The organism is Dactylosporangium sp. CA-139114, assembly GCF_050955725.1.
Lineage (GTDB): Bacteria > Actinomycetota > Actinomycetes > Mycobacteriales > Micromonosporaceae > Dactylosporangium.
The window spans coordinates 1,999,417-2,015,797 of sequence record NZ_CP192080.1; the positions used below are offsets into that span (position 1 = coordinate 1,999,417).

The 16,381-nt window shown below is 69.5% G+C and carries 13 protein-coding genes and 1 pseudogene; 9 read left to right on the plus strand and 5 right to left on the minus strand.

What is annotated here, in order from left to right; genetic code table 11:
- Positions 1-215 precede the first annotated feature (215 nt).
- The 6 genes and pseudogenes from ACQP2P_RS09010 to ACQP2P_RS09035 all read left to right on the plus strand — a co-directional run bounded on the left by ACQP2P_RS09010 (position 216) and on the right by ACQP2P_RS09035 (position 6,353).
- The gene (locus ACQP2P_RS09010) at positions 216-1,688 is read left to right on the plus strand and encodes an NF041680 family putative transposase (RefSeq protein WP_433614612.1); all 1,473 of its coding nucleotides are present in this window, start codon (positions 216-218) and stop codon (positions 1,686-1,688) included.
- Between the two features lie 90 nt (positions 1,689-1,778).
- Positions 1,779-2,686, plus strand: a pseudogene (locus tag ACQP2P_RS09015) (IS5 family transposase).
- Between the two features lie 17 nt (positions 2,687-2,703).
- Entirely contained in the window at positions 2,704-3,135 is a 432-nt protein-coding gene (locus ACQP2P_RS09020) for a hypothetical protein (protein WP_433614614.1), read from the plus strand.
- A gap of 166 nt (positions 3,136-3,301) precedes the next feature.
- Entirely contained in the window at positions 3,302-3,901 is a 600-nt protein-coding gene (locus tag ACQP2P_RS09025; protein ID WP_433614616.1) for a LemA family protein, read from the plus strand.
- A gap of 108 nt (positions 3,902-4,009) precedes the next feature.
- Positions 4,010-5,758, plus strand: coding sequence for a DUF2207 family protein (locus ACQP2P_RS09030; protein WP_433614618.1), 1,749 nt, complete (start codon positions 4,010-4,012; stop codon positions 5,756-5,758).
- A gap of 67 nt (positions 5,759-5,825) precedes the next feature.
- On the plus strand, positions 5,826-6,353 hold the full coding sequence (locus tag ACQP2P_RS09035) for a YbhB/YbcL family Raf kinase inhibitor-like protein (RefSeq protein WP_433614620.1): 528 nt from the start codon (positions 5,826-5,828) through the stop codon (positions 6,351-6,353).
- 144 nt (positions 6,354-6,497) lie between these two features.
- On the opposite strand, the gene ACQP2P_RS09040 is transcribed toward ACQP2P_RS09035, so the two are convergent.
- Entirely contained in the window at positions 6,498-6,980 is a 483-nt protein-coding gene (locus ACQP2P_RS09040) for a cupin domain-containing protein (RefSeq protein WP_433614622.1), read from the minus strand.
- A gap of 67 nt (positions 6,981-7,047) precedes the next feature.
- Complete coding sequence (locus ACQP2P_RS09045) at positions 7,048-7,605, minus strand: hypothetical protein (RefSeq protein WP_433614623.1); 558 nt, start codon at positions 7,603-7,605, stop codon at positions 7,048-7,050.
- Between the two features lie 38 nt (positions 7,606-7,643).
- Here ACQP2P_RS09045 and trmB point away from each other — a divergent pair, with 38 nt between their 5' ends.
- Both trmB and ACQP2P_RS09055 read left to right on the plus strand, forming a co-directional pair.
- Positions 7,644-8,291, plus strand: coding sequence for a tRNA (guanosine(46)-N7)-methyltransferase TrmB (gene trmB / locus ACQP2P_RS09050; protein WP_433614625.1), 648 nt, complete (start codon positions 7,644-7,646; stop codon positions 8,289-8,291).
- On the plus strand, positions 8,288-10,801 hold the full coding sequence (locus ACQP2P_RS09055) for a DEAD/DEAH box helicase (RefSeq protein ID WP_433614627.1): 2,514 nt from the start codon (positions 8,288-8,290) through the stop codon (positions 10,799-10,801). Before trmB ends, ACQP2P_RS09055 begins: the two co-directional genes overlap by 4 nt.
- 375 nt (positions 10,802-11,176) lie before the next feature.
- On the opposite strand, the gene ACQP2P_RS09060 is transcribed toward ACQP2P_RS09055, so the two are convergent.
- The 3 genes from ACQP2P_RS09060 to ACQP2P_RS09070 form a co-directional block, all read right to left on the minus strand.
- Complete coding sequence (locus ACQP2P_RS09060; RefSeq protein WP_433614629.1) at positions 11,177-12,016, minus strand: class II fructose-bisphosphate aldolase; 840 nt, start codon at positions 12,014-12,016, stop codon at positions 11,177-11,179.
- Positions 11,997-13,895, minus strand: coding sequence for a PfkB family carbohydrate kinase (locus tag ACQP2P_RS09065; RefSeq protein WP_433614631.1), 1,899 nt, complete (start codon positions 13,893-13,895; stop codon positions 11,997-11,999). The genes ACQP2P_RS09060 and ACQP2P_RS09065 overlap by 20 nt, the downstream gene beginning before the upstream one ends.
- A 340-nt stretch (positions 13,896-14,235) precedes the next feature.
- Positions 14,236-15,006, minus strand: coding sequence for an endo alpha-1,4 polygalactosaminidase (locus ACQP2P_RS09070; protein ID WP_433614633.1), 771 nt, complete (start codon positions 15,004-15,006; stop codon positions 14,236-14,238).
- 269 nt (positions 15,007-15,275) lie between these two features.
- On the opposite strand from ACQP2P_RS09070, the gene ACQP2P_RS09075 reads away from it, so the two are divergent.
- Complete coding sequence (locus tag ACQP2P_RS09075) at positions 15,276-16,346, plus strand: carbohydrate kinase family protein (protein ID WP_433614635.1); 1,071 nt, start codon at positions 15,276-15,278, stop codon at positions 16,344-16,346.
- Positions 16,347-16,381 lie beyond the last annotated feature (35 nt).

Genomic DNA, 16,381 nt, shown 5'->3' on the forward strand with positions numbered 1-16,381 from the left:
TGATTCTTTTGCTCGACGATGATGTTCGGCTCTCGTGGCCTGGCATTGTTCTGCCGAGACATGGGCGCCGGCATTCGGCGGACCTGGCCTGGTTCGTGCTTAGCTTGATCTTTAACGTCGGCGGGCTGACCGACGGCCCCGGCCGATCGTGACGACAGCTCTTGGCTGATCATTCTTCTTGTCTAGGGAAGAGATCAACAACCAAGAGCTGTCTGGTGGTCAGTGTGCATGATCCGGTTCGTGGGGCGGCGTTCGGGGAGCTGCGACGGTTCCGGCAAGAGTTCTACGCCTGTTTGACGGCGCGTGCGGATGCGGTGTTCGAGCTGGCCGATGCCGTGCTGTGTGCGGACGGGCCGGTGCGGTCGCTCGCGGAACTGTCGCTGGTCGCTGAGCACCGCCGCGGTCATGGCTCGGCCTATGCCGCGGTGGTCGATGGCCGTATCGACGTCGAGCGTCTGCGGACCGCGCTTGCCGGGGTGTCGTTGCCGCGCGCTGCGGACGGGCGGCTGGTGTTGGCCGTGGACATCACATGCTGGCTGCGGCCGGAAGCACAGACCTCGCCGGAACGGATCCTGTGCCACACCCGCGGCCGTGGCAAAGGCCAGGCCATCATGATTCCGGGCTGGCCGTACTCGATGATCGCGGCTCTGGAACCCGGACGCAGTTCGTGGACCGCCCCGTTGGACTTCCAGCGCCTGGCCCCGGGTGACGATGCCGCCTCCGTCACCGCAGCCCAACTGCGGCATCTTCTGGACCGGCTCATGGCCGCCGGGCAGTGGCGGCAAGGAGATCCGGACGTCCTGATCGTCGCCGATGCCGGCTATGACGGACCGCGGTTGGCGTGGCTGCTGCGTGATCTGCCGGTGCAGATCCTGACCCGGCTACGGTCGGATCGGGTGCTGCGACGGGCAGCGCCCCCGCGGGACCCAACCTTCATCGGCCGGCCGCCCCGCCACGGCGGCGAGTTCATCTTCGCCGACCCCGCCACCTGGGGCGTTCCGGACGTGTCCACGACCACCGAGACCCGCCTCTACGGCACCGCCACCGCACAGGCATGGGACCGTCTCCACCCGCGACTGACCCGCCGCGCGGCGTGGACCGGATCAGGTGATCTGCCGATCATCGCCGGCACTGTCATCCACCTTCAGGTCGACCGGCTCCCGTCCGGAGCCACCCCGAAACCGGTGTGGCTGTGGTGGTCCGGCGTCCACGCCACCGACACCACCAGCCCTGCCGATGTCGACCGGCTCTGGCAGACCTTCCTACGCCGGTTCGACATCGAACACACCTTCCGCATGATCAAACAGACACTCGGCTGGACCTGCCCCAAAATCCGCAGCCCTGCCGCCGCCGACCGGTGGACCTGGCTCGTCCTCGCCGCCTACATCCAACTCCGCCTCGCCCGCCCCCTTGCTGCGGACCTGCGCCGCCCATGGGAGAAACCCGCTGCAGCGCACCGACTCACCCCAGCCCGAGTCCGCCGGGACTTTCGGCACCTACGCACGAAAACGGCCTGCCCCACAGCAGCACCGAAACCGACCCGACCAGGACCCGGGCGACCCGCCGGCCAACCCAACCAACGACCCGCCCAACGCCACGACGTCCACATCGTCACCGCCACAACCAGCACAAGGACATCGAAGAAGAACACAGCCACAACCAAGCCGCGACCCCGACGACGAGGTTAAAGATCAAGCTTAGAGCGTGTTTGAGAAGTCTTCAGGTTAGGGTCGGCGCGCCTGCGTGACCACCGACGTCAATGCCGCGAAGGTGGCCGGATGTCCCGGCAGCGGCGGTACCCTTCGGACCTGACGACGAGCAATGGGCTCTGGTCGAACCGCTGCTGCCAGTGCCGAAACGCGGCGGCCGACCGGAGCGTCACCCTCGACGATCCATTGTGGACGGCATCCTGTACGTGGTCCGCACCGGCTGCGCTTGGCGGTACCTGCCAGCGGACTTTCCGCCGTGGCAGACCGTGTACTGGTACTTCAAGCAGTGGGAACGGGACAAGGTCACCGACGCGATGCTCGCCGTGCTGCGCGAGCAACTACGGGTCCAGCAGGGCCGCGACCCGCAGCCCACCGCAGGAATCATCGACTCCCAGAGCGTCAAGGGCGCCGACACCGTCGGGCGCGACAGCCGCGGCTACGACGCCGGCAAGAAGATCAACGGCCGGAAACGGTTCATCGTCACTGACACCCTCGGCCTGCTCATCGTCGTGGTCGTGCTCGCCGCCAGCGTCCAGGACCGCGACGGAGCCAAGACCACCCTGCTGCACATGTACCTAGCCGCGCCGATCCGGTTCGTCTACGCCGACGGCGCCTTCGCCGGCAAGCTCGTCGACTGGGCTGCCACCATCCTGCGCACCACCCTGCACATCGTGCGCAAACCTGAAGGCCAGCAAGGCTTCGCGGTCATCCCGCGCCGCTGGTGCGTGGAACGGACCCTGGCCTGGCTCACCGCCCATCGCCGCCTCGCCAGAGACTACGAACGCGACCCCGCCACCTCCGAAGCCATCATCCGCTGGGCCGCGATCAACTCGATGACAAGCCGGATCGCCCGGGGCCAACCCGCCAACCACGCTGGCGCTGGCCCGACGGCAGATGAGCAGCCGGGAAATACGTCGTCACACATTGGGCCCGGCAGTCGCTCAGCGACCGGATTTCCTGTGACACGGAGTGGTTGAGCTGGGATGGTGTACCAGTGACCGCCATCCGCTCCGTAGTCCTGGTGGGGCTGTTCTCAGCGAAGGACCGCGATTACCAGGCACGGCTCGACGCTCTGGACGCGCGGGTGGCAGCGCTGGGAGGGCAGGTGCTGGAACGCTTCGTCCAGCGCAGGGGCGTCTCCGACGGTGGGGTACGGCTCATGACCGCCCCGTTGACCCGGCGCTTCCTCATCGGCCCGGGAAAGCTCGAAGAGATCGCGACGACCTGTTCGAGCCAGAGCATCGACGCTGTCGTGTTCGCCAATGACCTGAGCGCCTACCAGCGCCGCTGGCTGTCGACCCGACTCGGGCGTCCAGTGCTCACCGCAACCGACCTCGACCAAGTGGAAAGCCTGACCGCCCGAACCCGACCGCAACCTCGCGCAGGCCGAGGCCACAAAGCCAGCCGTCGTCCCCGCCGCCGATAGCCGCCACGGACGAGGCAGCGACTTCTCAAACACGCTCTTAGCCCGGCTCGGCTCGGCTCGGCTCGGGGCGTTGGCTTAGCTTGGTGTTCTTCAGCGCGCGCCGGACCGCTGTCGGATCGGTGACCGTGGCACGCGCTGGGTAACCCTGGGCGGTCACCATGCGCCCATGACCGCTCTGATCGTGCTCGGCGTCGTCGTCGTGCTCGTGCTCGTGTTCCTCTGGTGGGCCGTGGCCACGTACAACGCGCTGGTCAAGGCCCGCACCCAGGTCGACGCCTCATGGGCCCAGATCGACGTGCAGCTCAAGCGTCGCCACTCGCTGATCCCGAACCTGGTCGAGACGGTGAAGGGGTACGCCGCGCACGAGCACGGGACCCTCGAGGCCGTGATCGCCGCCCGCAACGCCGCCGCGAGTTCGGCCGTCGGGGCCGGGCCGGCCGCCGCCACCGGCGGCGAGGCCGACCCCGCGCGGCGGGTGCAGGCCGAGGGGATGCTGACCCAGGCGCTCGGCCGGCTGTTCGCGCTCGCCGAGGCGTACCCGGACCTCAAGGCGAACCAGAGCTTCCTGCAACTGCAGGCGGAGCTGGGCACCACGGAGGAGAAGATCGCGTACGCGCGGCAGTTCTACAACAGCGCCGTGCAGACGTACAACCAGCGGACCCAGACACTCCCGTCCAACATCATCGCGGGCGTCGGCGGGTTCCGGGCGCGGCCGTACTTCGAGGCCGCGGGCGGCGAGCGCGCCGACGTCAACGTCCGGTTCTGACGGGCCGGGCGGCGCGTCGTGGACCTCGTCGTCGAGCCCCGGCTCCTGGTCGAGATCGGGATCGTCGCACTCGGGCTTTTGATATGGTTTGCGGCATTCTGGGGGCTTTTGTACGCAACGCGGCCGCCGGTGCTCCTCGCGCCGCCGGCCACCCAGGACTTCGGCGGCCCCGAGTCGCCCGCCGTGGTCAGCCTCATCACCGGGCGATGGGAGCTCACCGAGGACGCCGCCGAGTCCACGTTCATCGATCTCGCGGCCCGGCGCATCCTCGAGTTCCGGCAACCCGGCAACGATCCGCTGCAAACGACCGTCCATGTGCGCAATGAGCAGCCGACCGGGCTGAACGCGTACGAGCGAATGATCTTCAAACGTGTCCAATCGCTCACGATGCACGGCGTGGTGCCGCTCACCGCGCTCACGTTCCGCGACGCCGCGCAGGCGCAGGGCTGGACGAAGCGGCTCAACGCGGCGATCGTCGCGGACGCCCGATCGCAGGGCCTCTCGCAGCGCCGGTTCTCCTCAGCGATGGTCGCCGCGCTCACGATGCTTGCGGGAATCCCGGCGTTTGCCGCCGGAATCGCCATGTTCCTCCACAACCGCAACGGCGCTTCGTTCGTCGCGGTCATCATCCTGTGGTCCGCGCTCGGCATCTTCGCCGGCAAGTCGCGCGGCGAACGGGACACCCCCGCGGGACGCCAGGCGGCCGTGCGCTGGCTCGGCCTGAAGGCGTTCCTGCGCGCCCACGAGAGCTTCGCCGACCTCCCGCCCGCCGCCGTCGCCGTGTGGGACCGGTACCTCTCCTACGGCGACGCCGTCGGAGCCACCCGCGTCTGCGCCGCCGTCATCGACCTCGGCATGGGCAACCGGCGCCGGGTCTGGAGCTCGTTCGGCGGCACTTGGCACCGAATTCGTGTGCGATATCCGTCGTTCTGGCCACGGTACGGACAGAAAGCCGCACGCCTCACCGTCAAAGCCTGCATCGCCCTCGCCATCGCCGCGTTCATCGTCCGCTTCAACGCGATCGCGTTCGACTTCACCCCCGGCTCCATATCGAGCTGGGTGACGCTCGCCGTGCGCCTGCTCATCGTGTGGCCGCTGCTCTACGGCGGGTACACCCTGATCGGCACGCTCATCGACGTGCTCACCCCGGTCACCGTCACCGGCGAGGTGGTGTGGGTGGAGACCTGGCGCACGAAGACCGAGCGGCAGGACGGGCCGACCATTCCCGTCCTGCACTACCTGGCGATCGACTCCGGCACGGCCGATCGTGTCGTCGCCTGGGCGTGTCCGTCCTCAATCGTGCACCGCGCGGACATCGGCGACGTCATCACGCTGACCGCCCGGCGCTGGACCCGGCGCGTCATCGAGCTGCGCGTGGACACCAGCGCGCGCACACGATCACCAACCTACGGCGAGGACGACACCGACGCCCTCATCCTGCGCGCCATGAACGCGGGCGCCCCGGCCCTGGCCACCGCGGTCCGCCCGATCCGGGTCGCGGCCGCCGAACTGGTCACGGCGGAGGAGGCCGGCCGCGTGCTGGGACGGCCGGTGACGCTCACCGGAGCCGACCGCGGCGTGGCGGTCGGGCCGATGACGATGGCGGAGTTCCGGGCGGCGGACGGCTCGGCGCTCGTCGTCACGGTGGCCACCGGCGACTCGGCCGAGCTCGCGATCCGCGCGCACCGCGCCGGCGCCGCCGTCCCCGGGGTGGGCGACGAGGCGTTCGCGTCCGGGCAGTGGGCGGTCGCCCGGCGGGGCCAGACGGTGGTCAGCCTCGAACAGCGCAGCGCCGGCGCGATCCATCAGCCGTATCTGGTGTGGTTGCTCGGGGTAGCTCTCGGCCGCCTCACTTGAGGTTGACGGTCGTTGGGTAAGAGGATTCCCGAGAGACAGCTGTAGCCACCTCGCAAGGAGATTGCGCATGTCCGATCGTCCGCGCCCGCCGTCGCCCTACGACTTCCTGCCCGCGGTGCCGGCGTTCAGCTTGACCAGCGAGGACCTGACGGACGGGAGCACCCTGCCCGACGCTCAGGTCTACGAGCGCGGCAACACCTCGCCCCACCTGGCCTGGTCGGGCGCCCCCGCGGGCACCAAGAGCTTCGCGGTGACCTGCTACGACCCCGACGCCCCGACCGGTGGCGGCTTCTGGCACTGGCTCGTCTACGACATCCCGGCCGAGGTGACCGAGCTGCCGACGGGCGCCGGGACCGGGGACAAGGACGGCCTGCCCGACGAGGCCATCCACGCCCGCAACGACTACGGCAGCCGGGACTTCGGCGGTGCGGCCCCGCCGCCGCAGGACGCGCCGCACCGGTACTACTTCGTCGTCCACGCCCTCGACACCGACTCGCTGGGCGTCGACGCCGACGCGAGCCCCAACGTCGTGGGCTTCAACCTGACCGCCCACACGCTGGGGCGCGCGATTCTCGTCGCGAGCTTCGGCTTCTGATCGAGGTCGCCGGCGTTCGGCTTGTGACCCAGGTCGCTGGCGTTCGGCTTGTGACCCAGGTCGCTGGCGGTTCGGTTTCTGGCCGGGTCGTCGGGTTCGGTTTCTGGCCGGCGTCGCCGGCTTCGGTTTTGAGCGAACGGACAGTTAGGAAAGCCAGAACGTGTCGTGTTCGAGCATGAACGCGGCACGTTCGTCATCGGTCATCGAACCGAGCTCCGGGAGGCCTTCGAAGTAGGCCTCCCGGGGCGCACCGGGCGCGAAGTGCAGGAGCATCTCGGCCGGCGCGCCGGACTCGTTGCGGAACGCGTGCACGCCGCCCTCCGGGACGTGCACGAAGTCGCCCGGTTCCGTGTCGATCCAGCGCTTGCCGTCATAAATGCGCACCGAACCGCTCAGGATGAAGAACGACTCCGAGATCGAGCGGTGGAAATGCAGGTCCGGGCCGCTGGGCTGCGGGCCCATCACCCAGCGGTAGAGGCCGAACTGCCCGTTGGTCGACGCGCCCGTCGCCAGGTAGTGCACGGTGTTGCCGTTGGCGTACGTGAACTCCGGCGCGGTGCCGACCGGCCGATACGTGGCGTTGATCTCGCCGTTCTCGCCGTGGTACCTCGGTGGTGGATACGACATCCCCTCACCTTACGGACTCGCGGATCTTGTGCGCGGCCGCGACAACATTGGTGAGCGCCGCGCGCACTCAGGCTGCTCCTTGCGCCGCAGTTGCAGCAGCTCGTGCAGAGCCGGCTGGTCGATCACCGGGCCGAGGATCGGGCCGACCGCGGCCGGCAGCGCGACGGTGTTCCTGGATGATTTGGATGCCGGCCGCCTCCAGGTCGCGCACCTCGGCCCGCACCGCGTCGGCGACCTGCATCGTCACGTCCAGCAGCGGCCGGTCGGAGCGCACGAACGACCAGGCGACGATCGTCACCGGCCCGGTGAGCATGCCCTTCACCGGCCCGGTGAGCATGCCCTTCACCGGCCCGGTGAGCATGCCCTTCACCGGCCGCTCGGTGCGCGATTGCGCATAGGTCGCCCACCGCACCGTGATCGGTTCCGGCCGGTGCACGTCGCCGTGCAGAATCGGCGGCCGGGTGCAGCGCGAGCCGTACGACTGCACCCACCCATGGTGCGTGACCGCGAAACCGTCGAGATGCTCGGCGAAACACTGCACCATGTCGTTTCGCTCAGGCTCGGCGCAGGGGGACCTGCGGCGGTGACCTCGCGGCGGGAGGGGGCCTTGTCGCCACAGGACCACAAGCAGGTGCGGCGCGGTTCCGGTAGAGTTGAGTTTCCATGACTACCGTCGACCGGCCGCTGCGGATCGTCCGGACCTATCACCCCCGCCGGGGTCGGCTCAGCGGTCGGCACTTCGACGCGCTGGAGCGGCTTGCTGCGCGGTACACCTTCGAAATCGGATGGAACGTCGACGTCCTCGAAATCGGCTCCGGGATGGGTGAGGCCACCGCGCTCATGGCCGCGGCCGACCCCGGGCGGCGCTACCTGGCCGTCGAGGTCCACACGCCCGGCGTCGCCAACCTGCTGCACCTGATCGACGAGGCCGGGCTCGGCAACGTGCGCATCGCGGCCGTCGACGCGTTCGAACTGCTCGCGAGCAACATTCCTTCCGGCAGCCTCGCCGCGGTGCACGTGTTCTTCCCCGACCCGTGGCCGAAGGCGCGCCACCACAAACGGCGGCTCATCGTGCCCGAGCGCGTCGCCGTGCTCCGCGACCGGCTCAAGCCCGGCGGCATCCTGCACTGCGCAACCGATGACGCCGGATACGCGCAGGCGATGCTCGAAACGCTCACCGCCGATCAGGAATTGGTGAACGTTTACGACGGATTCGCGCCGCGCCCCGCCCATCGGCCGGTGACCAAGTTCGAACAGCGTGCGCTGCGCGCTGGCCGGCCCTCCTTCGACGTGATGTACGAGAAGCGATGACGAATCTTGCCGCGCGGGTCCCCAGAGGCGGCGACCCCGATGCCGTTTTCGAGGCGTTCTCGGCCTGGGCGCAGGAACAGGGGCTCAGCCTGTACCCGCACCAGGAGGAGTCGCTCATCGAGATCGCCACCGGGGCGAACCTGATCCTCAACACCCCCACCGGCTCCGGCAAGAGCCTCGTGGCCGCGGGCGCGCACTTCGCCGCGCTCGCGACCGATCGCACGACCTTCTACACCGCGCCGATCAAGGCGCTGGTGTCGGAGAAGTTCTTCGCGCTCGTCGACATGTTCGGCGCCGAAAACGTCGGAATGCTCACCGGCGACGCGAGCGTCAACGCGGATGCGCCCATCATCTGCTGTACCGCGGAAATCCTCGCCAACATCGCACTGCGCGACGGTGAGCGAGCCGACGTCGGCATCGTCGTCATGGACGAGTTTCACTTCTACGCCGACCCCGACCGGGGCTGGGCGTGGCAGGTGCCGCTGATCGAGCTGCCGCAGGCCCAGTTCGTGCTCATGTCCGCCACGCTCGGCGACGTGACGCGGTTCGAGGAGGACCTCACTCGCCGCACCGGGCGCGCGACCGCGGTCGTGAAGAACGCGGAACGGCCCGTGCCGCTCATGTTCACCTACTCCATGGACCCGATGCACGAGACGATCGAGGAGCTGCTGTCCACGCGGCAGGCGCCGGTGTACATCGTGCATTTCACGCAGGCCGCGGCGCTCGAACGTGCACAAGCGCTCATGAGCGTGAACGTCGCCACTCGCGCAGAAAAGGACATGATCGGCGAAGCGATCGGCAACTTCCGGTTCACGGCCGGCTTCGGCAAGACCCTGTCGCGGCTGGTACGGCACGGGATCGGGGTGCATCACGCGGGGATGCTGCCGAAGTACCGCCGCCTCGTCGAGACCCTCGCCCAGGCCGGGCTGCTGAAGGTCATCTGCGGCACGGACACGCTCGGCGTGGGCATCAACGTGCCCATCCGCACGGTGCTGTTCACGGCACTGTCCAAATACGACGGACAGAAAACGCGGCTCCTGTACGCGCGGGAGTTCCACCAGATCGCAGGCCGAGCGGGCCGGGCCGGCTTCGACACCATCGGCACCGTGGTGGTGCAGGCGCCCGAACACGTCATCGACAATGAGCGAGCGCTTGCGAAAGCGGGCGACGACCCCAAGAAACGCCGCAAAGTGGTGCGCAAGAAGCCACCGGAGGGCTCGATCGGCTGGGGCCGGCCCACGTTTGAACGGCTCGTCGAGGCTGAACCGGAGCCGCTCAAGTCCAGCTTCCAGGTGTCGCACGCCATGCTGCTCAACGTGATCAGCCGCCCCGGCGACGCGTTCGCCGCGATGCGCCACCTGCTCACCGCGAACCACGAGGACGCGCACTCCCAGCGGCGCCTCATCCGCCGGGCGATCGCCATCTACCGCGCGCTGCTGGCCGGCGGCGTCGTCGAGCAGCTGCCCGAGCCGGACGAGGAGGGCCGCCGCGTCCGGCTCACCGTCGACCTGCAGATGGACTTCGCGCTCAACCAGCCGCTGTCGCCGTTCGCGCTGGCCGCGATCGAGCTGCTGGACCGGGAGGCGCCCGGCTACGCCCTCGACGTGCTCTCCATCATCGAGTCCACATTGGACGACCCGCGCCAGGTGCTCTCCGCGCAGCAGTTCAAGGCGCGCGGCGAGGCGGTCGCGGCGATGAAGGCCGACGGCATCGAGTATGAGCAGCGGCTCGAACTGCTCGACGAGGTCACGCACCCCAAGCCGCTCGCCGACCTGCTCGACAACGCGTACCACCTGTACAAGCAGGGGCACCCGTGGGTCGCCGACTATGCCCTGTCGCCCAAGTCCGTCGTGCGCGACATGTTCGAACGCGCAATGACGTTTGTCGAATACGTCGGCTTCTACGGGTTGTCGCGTTCGGAAGGACTGGTGCTGCGGTACCTCGCCGACGCCTACAAAGCCGTGCGCCAGACGGTGCCCGAGGATGCGCGCACCGAGGACCTCACGGACATCATCGAATGGCTCGGCGAGCTCGTTCGCCAGGTCGACTCCAGCCTCATCGACGAGTGGGAGCGGCTGCGCAACCCTGGCGACGTCGAGGAGCGCGGCCCCCGCGACGACAAACCACCGGCTGTCACGCGCAACCTGCGCGCGTTCCGGGTCCTGGTGCGCAACGCGCTGTTCCGCCGCGTCGAGCTCGCGGCACTGCGCCGCTTCGACGAGCTCGGCGAGCTCGACGGAGAGGCCGGCTTCACGGCGGACGCGTGGCAGGACGCGGTGGAGGCGTACTTCGAGGAGTACGACTCGATGGGCGTCGGCCCGGACGCGCGCGGCCCGGCGCTGCTCGTGATCGACCAGAAGCCGGACCGCTGGCACGTGCGCCAGATCTTCGACGACCCGGAGGGCGACCGCGACTGGGCGATCGTGGCCGAGGTGGACCTGGCCGAGTCCGACGCCCAGGGCGCCGCCGCGGTTCGCATCGTCTCGGTGGGCCCGGCCAAGGGCTTCTAGACTTCGCTGCGGCTGCGGCTGCGGCTGCGGCTGCGGCTGCGGCTGCGGCTGCGGTCGTTGGTGCCCTGGCGTCTGCTGCTGCGGTCGTTGGTGCCCTGGCGTCTGCTGCTGCGGTCGTTGGTGCCCTGGCGTCTGCTGCTGCGGTCGTTGGTGCCCGGTCGTCTACCGGCGCTGCTGTTGCCGCCTTCCGTTTCCGTCTTTCCTGCCTCTCTGCCTCCGCCCCTGTCCCGCGGCCTCCATCCGTGGGCCTCCATCCGCGGGCTCGATTCGCGGGCTTCGGCTGTGTTTCCCGGCTGCGGCCCGGCGTATCGCCTCATGCTCGTTTCGGGTGGCCGTTCGTGCTCGTTTCTGCGCGATCTGGTTCGTCCGGGTTCGCTAGGCGGCGGCGGTCAGCACTCGCAGCGCGCGCGTGACCGTTTCGGCCATCTCGTCTCGCGCATTCCTGAGGTACTTGCGCGGATCGACGACGTTCGCATCCCGCCGAATCGCCTCCCGGATCGCCCCGGTGAACGCGACATTCAGCGCCGTGCCGATGTTGACCTTGACGAGCCCGCCCCGCACCGCCGCGCGCAACTCGTCATCAGGAACCCCCGACGACCCGTGCAGCACCAGCGGAACGGCGACCGCGTCGCGGATACGTGCAATGAGGTCGTGATCGAGCCGCGCATCCTGGGTCGTCATCGCGTGCGCGGATCCGACCGCGACGGCGAGCGCGTCGACCCCGGTCGCGCGAACGAACTGCGCGGCCTCGTCCGGATCCGTGCGCACCCCCGGCTTGTGCGCACCGTCCTTGCCCCCGACCTCGCCGAGCTCGCTCTCCACCCACAGCCCACACGCATGCCCGCGAGCAACGGCCCGAGCAGTGGCGGCGACGTTGCCGGAGTACTCGAGCTTCGAGGCGTCATACATCGCCGACCCGAACCCGTTGCCGGCCGCCTGATCGAAGAGCTCGTCACTCTCCACGTGGTCGAGATGCAGCCCGACCGGCACGGACGAGAGTTCGGCCACCGCCTTGGCCGCCGCGGCGATGGGCCCGAGCCGCCCATGGTGAAACCGCACGGCGTTCTCGCTGATCTGCAGAATGACCGCACAACCAGCGGCCTCCGCCCCGGTGACGACGGCCTCGGCGTGCTCGACGGTGATGACATTGAACGCCCCCGCCCCCACCCCACGGCGCCTGGCGTCGGCAACAATCTCACCGGTCGGGGTCAACATCGGAACTCTCCTCGTTCAACTCTGCTGGTTCATCTCCGAAACGCACCCCCGCAGGCGTTCGTTCGTGCTCATCGAGGCCGGACAACGCCGCCGACGCTCGCTCGTGCCCGTCCAAGCCGCACGCCTCTGCGGGCGTTTGCTCGTGTCCGTTCGTGCCGCACGTCTCTGCGGGCGTTTGCTCGTGTCCGTTCGTGCCGCGCGCCTCTGCGGGCGTTTGCTCGTGTCCGTTCGTGCCGCGCGCCTCTGCGGGCGTTTGCTCGTGTCCGTTCGTGCCGCACGTCTCCGCCGGTGTTCGTTCGTGTCCGTCGAGGCCCCGTGCACCGGCCGGCCTTCGCTTGTGCGCATCAACGCCTGGTGCGGCAACCGATATTTGTTTGTGCTCGTTCGGGTCGTGCCGGGCCGTCGGCGCTGGCCTGTGCTCGTCGGCACCGCGCACCCGCGCCGGCAGCGGTTCGCCAGGCGGTAGCGCGGAGACGTCGACCCGCGTGCGCAGCTCCCGATAACGGCCCTCGTCAACAGCCCCGGCAAACGGTGCGGCCACAGCAGCCGCGGACAGGGCGACGGCATCGGAGAGCAGTTCCGGCCACGGTGAGCGATCACGCAACCCGCGCGCGAGGGCGGCGACACACGCGTCCCCGGCACCGGTGGGATTGCCGGCCTCGACAACCGGCGGCGAGGCCAGCCAGGCTTCCTCGCCCCGCACCGCGATCAGCCCATCGGCGCCGCGCGAAACGACAACGCACCCGGCACCAAGCCCACGCAACGCATCCCGATCCAATCGCGCAGCGCGGGCTGCTCGTGCCTGTCGTTCTGCGCCCACCGCGCGGTCCGATGCTGCACTCCGGTGCGTCGGTGCGCTTTGACTCGCCGGTGCGTTTTGACCCTCCAGTGCACTCTGACTCGCCGGTGCATTCTGATCCGCCGGCGCGCTCTGGTCGGCCCTTGCGCTTTGGACCGTCACCGCGCTCCGGTCTGCCGGCGTGCGCGGGTCCGCTGGTATGTGTTCCCCGGCTGGCGCGCGTTCGGCTGCCAGCGCGTGCTCGGTCGATGCGCGCTCGGCTGCTGGTGCGTGCTCGCGTATGGGCCCGTGGGCGCTCGCCGACCCGCGTTCGCCCATCGGTGCCTGCTCGTCCGTCGAGGTGTGCTCATCCGCCGGTATGCGTTCGCCCGCTGATGCGTGCCCTTCGGCTGGTGCGTGCCCCTCGGTTGGGGCGTGCCCTTCGGCTGGTGCGCGCCGCTTGGTTGGGGCGTGCCCCTCGGTCAGGGCGCGTTCCTCCGGTGACGCGTGCTCGTTTGCCGACGCGTGAAGCAGCGCCGCAAGCTCATCGGCGTTGGGCTTGACCACGTCCGGCCCGGCAGCGAGCCCGAGACGCAACGGCTCCCCGCTGGTGTCGAGCACCGTGCGCACGTTGCACGAATGCGCAAGCTCGATCAACACCGCGTACGCATCCGCCGGAAGCCCCCGCGGCAGCGACCCCGACAGCGCGACAACGGCGGTGTCGGCGAGCAACGTGCGGTACAGCTGCAGGAACTCGAGCCATTCCGCCATTTCGACACTCGGGCCGGGCTCCCACAGCCCGGTCGCGTCCACGCCGTCGGCGATCGTCACCGTTCGTCGCGTCTCGCCGGAAATCTGCGCGAACGCGTGCGGCACACCGTCCGCGGCGAGCAGCTCGCGTATCCGCGTGCCGGTCGCCCCGCCGAGCAGCCCGGTCGCGAGCACCGGTTCGCCCTGCGCGTGCAGGACGCTCGCGACGTTCAGACCCTTGCCGCCTGCGCGTTCGTGCACGGTTCGCACCCGATGCGTCGTATACGGACGGAGTTCGTCGACCGCATACGTCAGATCGAGCGCGGCGTTGAGCGTCACCGTGAGAATCACGCCGCACCCCCGGTCGGTAGGGCGGCCTGGACCCGACGGCGCAGCGGCCGCCGCATGGATGACGCCGCGTGAGGCTGACAGCTCAATGCGAGTCGTGCCGCATACCCCCTCGGGAGCGGGGTCCGGTGTCGGCGGCTCAGCGTGCGCGGGCCCGCGGCCGTAGCCGACGATGTGGCGCGATCCCAGTGCTGAGCCGCATCCGCAGTCACGGAATGGACGTGACGCCGGTGGTCAGGCCGGAATCGTGACGCGGTCCCAGGCGAGCGTTCGGCTTGACCCCGGCGGCCAATCGGGGGTCGCGCCGCACCCCCGGTCGAGGATGCGGCGCGAGCCCGGAGGTTCAGCAGGCGTCGTACTTGTAGGACCCGCTGCCCGGCGCCGTGACGTCGACGTCGCGCAGCACGATCGACAGCGACGACCCGTACGCCTTGCACGCCTTGGTGAAGGCACTCTTCGTGTACTCGATGACGATCACGTTGTTGCCGTAGACCGACGTGTAGTCGCCGCACTCGTCGTAGCGCCCGCACTCCTCGGCGATCGCGAAGTCCAGGCCGGCGGCCTTGCCCGCACTGCCCAGAGCGGTCGTGTTCTTCTGCGCGATCGCGAGTCCCTTGTCGTGCGCGTGCGTGGCGATCAGCTTCAGCAGTGCGATTGCGTTCGACTGCTTCAGCAGCCCCTTCGAGCGCTCGTACGAGTCGATGTTGTCCGGCTCCACGGCCTTGAAGCCCTTCGCCGCGCAGCCGTCGATCCAGTCGTTGACGATCCCGGCCACCGCCGTGCGCTTGGCCGCCGTTGAGACGTCGATGAGGTTCTCGCCCCAGGCGCTGTCCACGACGTACTGCCCCTTCGCATCCTTCAGCAGCAGGTCGTCGTGGTTCGCCTGCCACCAGGAGATCTCGTCGGGCTGGGTCTGGAACACGTTGACGTAGCAGATGTTGTAGAGACCGGACGCCGGCGAGGCCGTCCGGTCGCGGCTGACCACCCGGACCCCGGACGGCGGCGAGTACGCACCGCCGATCTGGTAGTCGAACTGGGCGTTCGCCGGCGGCGGGGTGAACGAGGCGGCATCGGCCGTTCCGATGCCGAGTCCGATGACGGCAAGTACCGCCATCGCGGGCACGCCGATGCGACGCAGTGCGGGAATCACAGCGAGAGCTCCGAGGGGTTTCGGGATCTGCCCCGCCTCGGGTGCCGAGCACCCTGGCGACCTGTGTGCCGGACTCGGGAAGCGCTCCATTACCGGCTGGGCTCGATCGCTCGGGCCGATTCAACCGCTTAGATTCTTTGCTGTCAATGGCTGTTTGCGTGCGAAAACTCGTAATACGGACATGATCCTTCAGCTGGTACTGTCCGATCGAACACAGACCCGAGGGGGCGACGATGGTGTTCGACGTACTGGTGATCGGCGACGCCAACCCGGACCTGGTGCTACGCGGCGACGTGCACCCCCGCTTCGGCCAGGAGGAGCAGTTGCTCGACGCGGCCGACCTGGTGCTGGGCGGCTCCGCGGCGATCACCGCGACCGGCTGCGCACGCCTGGGTCTGCGCACCGGGCTGCTCGCCGCGATCGGCCCGGACGTGTTCGGCGCGTTCACCCGCGAACGCCTGGAGGGGCGCGGCGTCCGACTGGTGCTCCCCGCCGCACCCGGCACCGGCTCGCTCGCACCGACCGCAGGCGCGCCCGACGCGTCCAATATGGACGCGCGAGGATCCACCGCGGCGGCTCCGGGTGACGGCACACCAGCCGCAGCAGCAACCACCGTGTCCAATGCGGACGCGCGCACGTCCGCCGCGGCCGCGCCGGGCAACGGCACGCCGACCGGGCTGAGCGTGATCCTCTCGGCGCCGGGCGACCGCGCGATCCTGACGCTGCCGGGCACCATCCCCACGCTGCGACCCGAGGACGCAACCGATGCACTGCTCGCTTCCGCGCGACACGTCCACGTTGCGTCGCTGTTCCTGCAACCAGGACTGCACGCGGGGCTGGCCGGCGTGTTCGCTCGTGCCCGCGCGCTCGGCGTGACCACCTCGCTCGACACCAACTGGGACCCGTCCGGCCGGTGGAGCGGGCTGGACGACATCCTCGCGGTGACCGACGTGTTCCTGCCCAACACGGCCGAACTGCTCGCGGTCACCGGCGCGGACTCGACCGAGGCGGCGGCGGAACAACTCGTGGCGATGGGCACGACCGTCGTGCTCAAGGACGGCGCGCGCGGCGGACGGGCCTGGTGGCCGGGCGGCGGGTACGCGACCGCGCCCGGGCTCGCCGTCGACGTCGTCGACACCACCGGCGCCGGTGACAGCTTCAACGCCGGCTTCCTCGCGGCCCGGCTGGCTGGCCGTGACGTGCCCGAGTCGCTGGCCTGGGCGGCCAGGGCCGGTTCACTGAGCACACGCGCCGCCGGCGGCACCGCGGCCCAAGCCACGCCGGAGGAGCTCGGCGCGTCTTGAGCTGCGCGCTTCCCCGGTGGTGTCCCGGTGCAGGT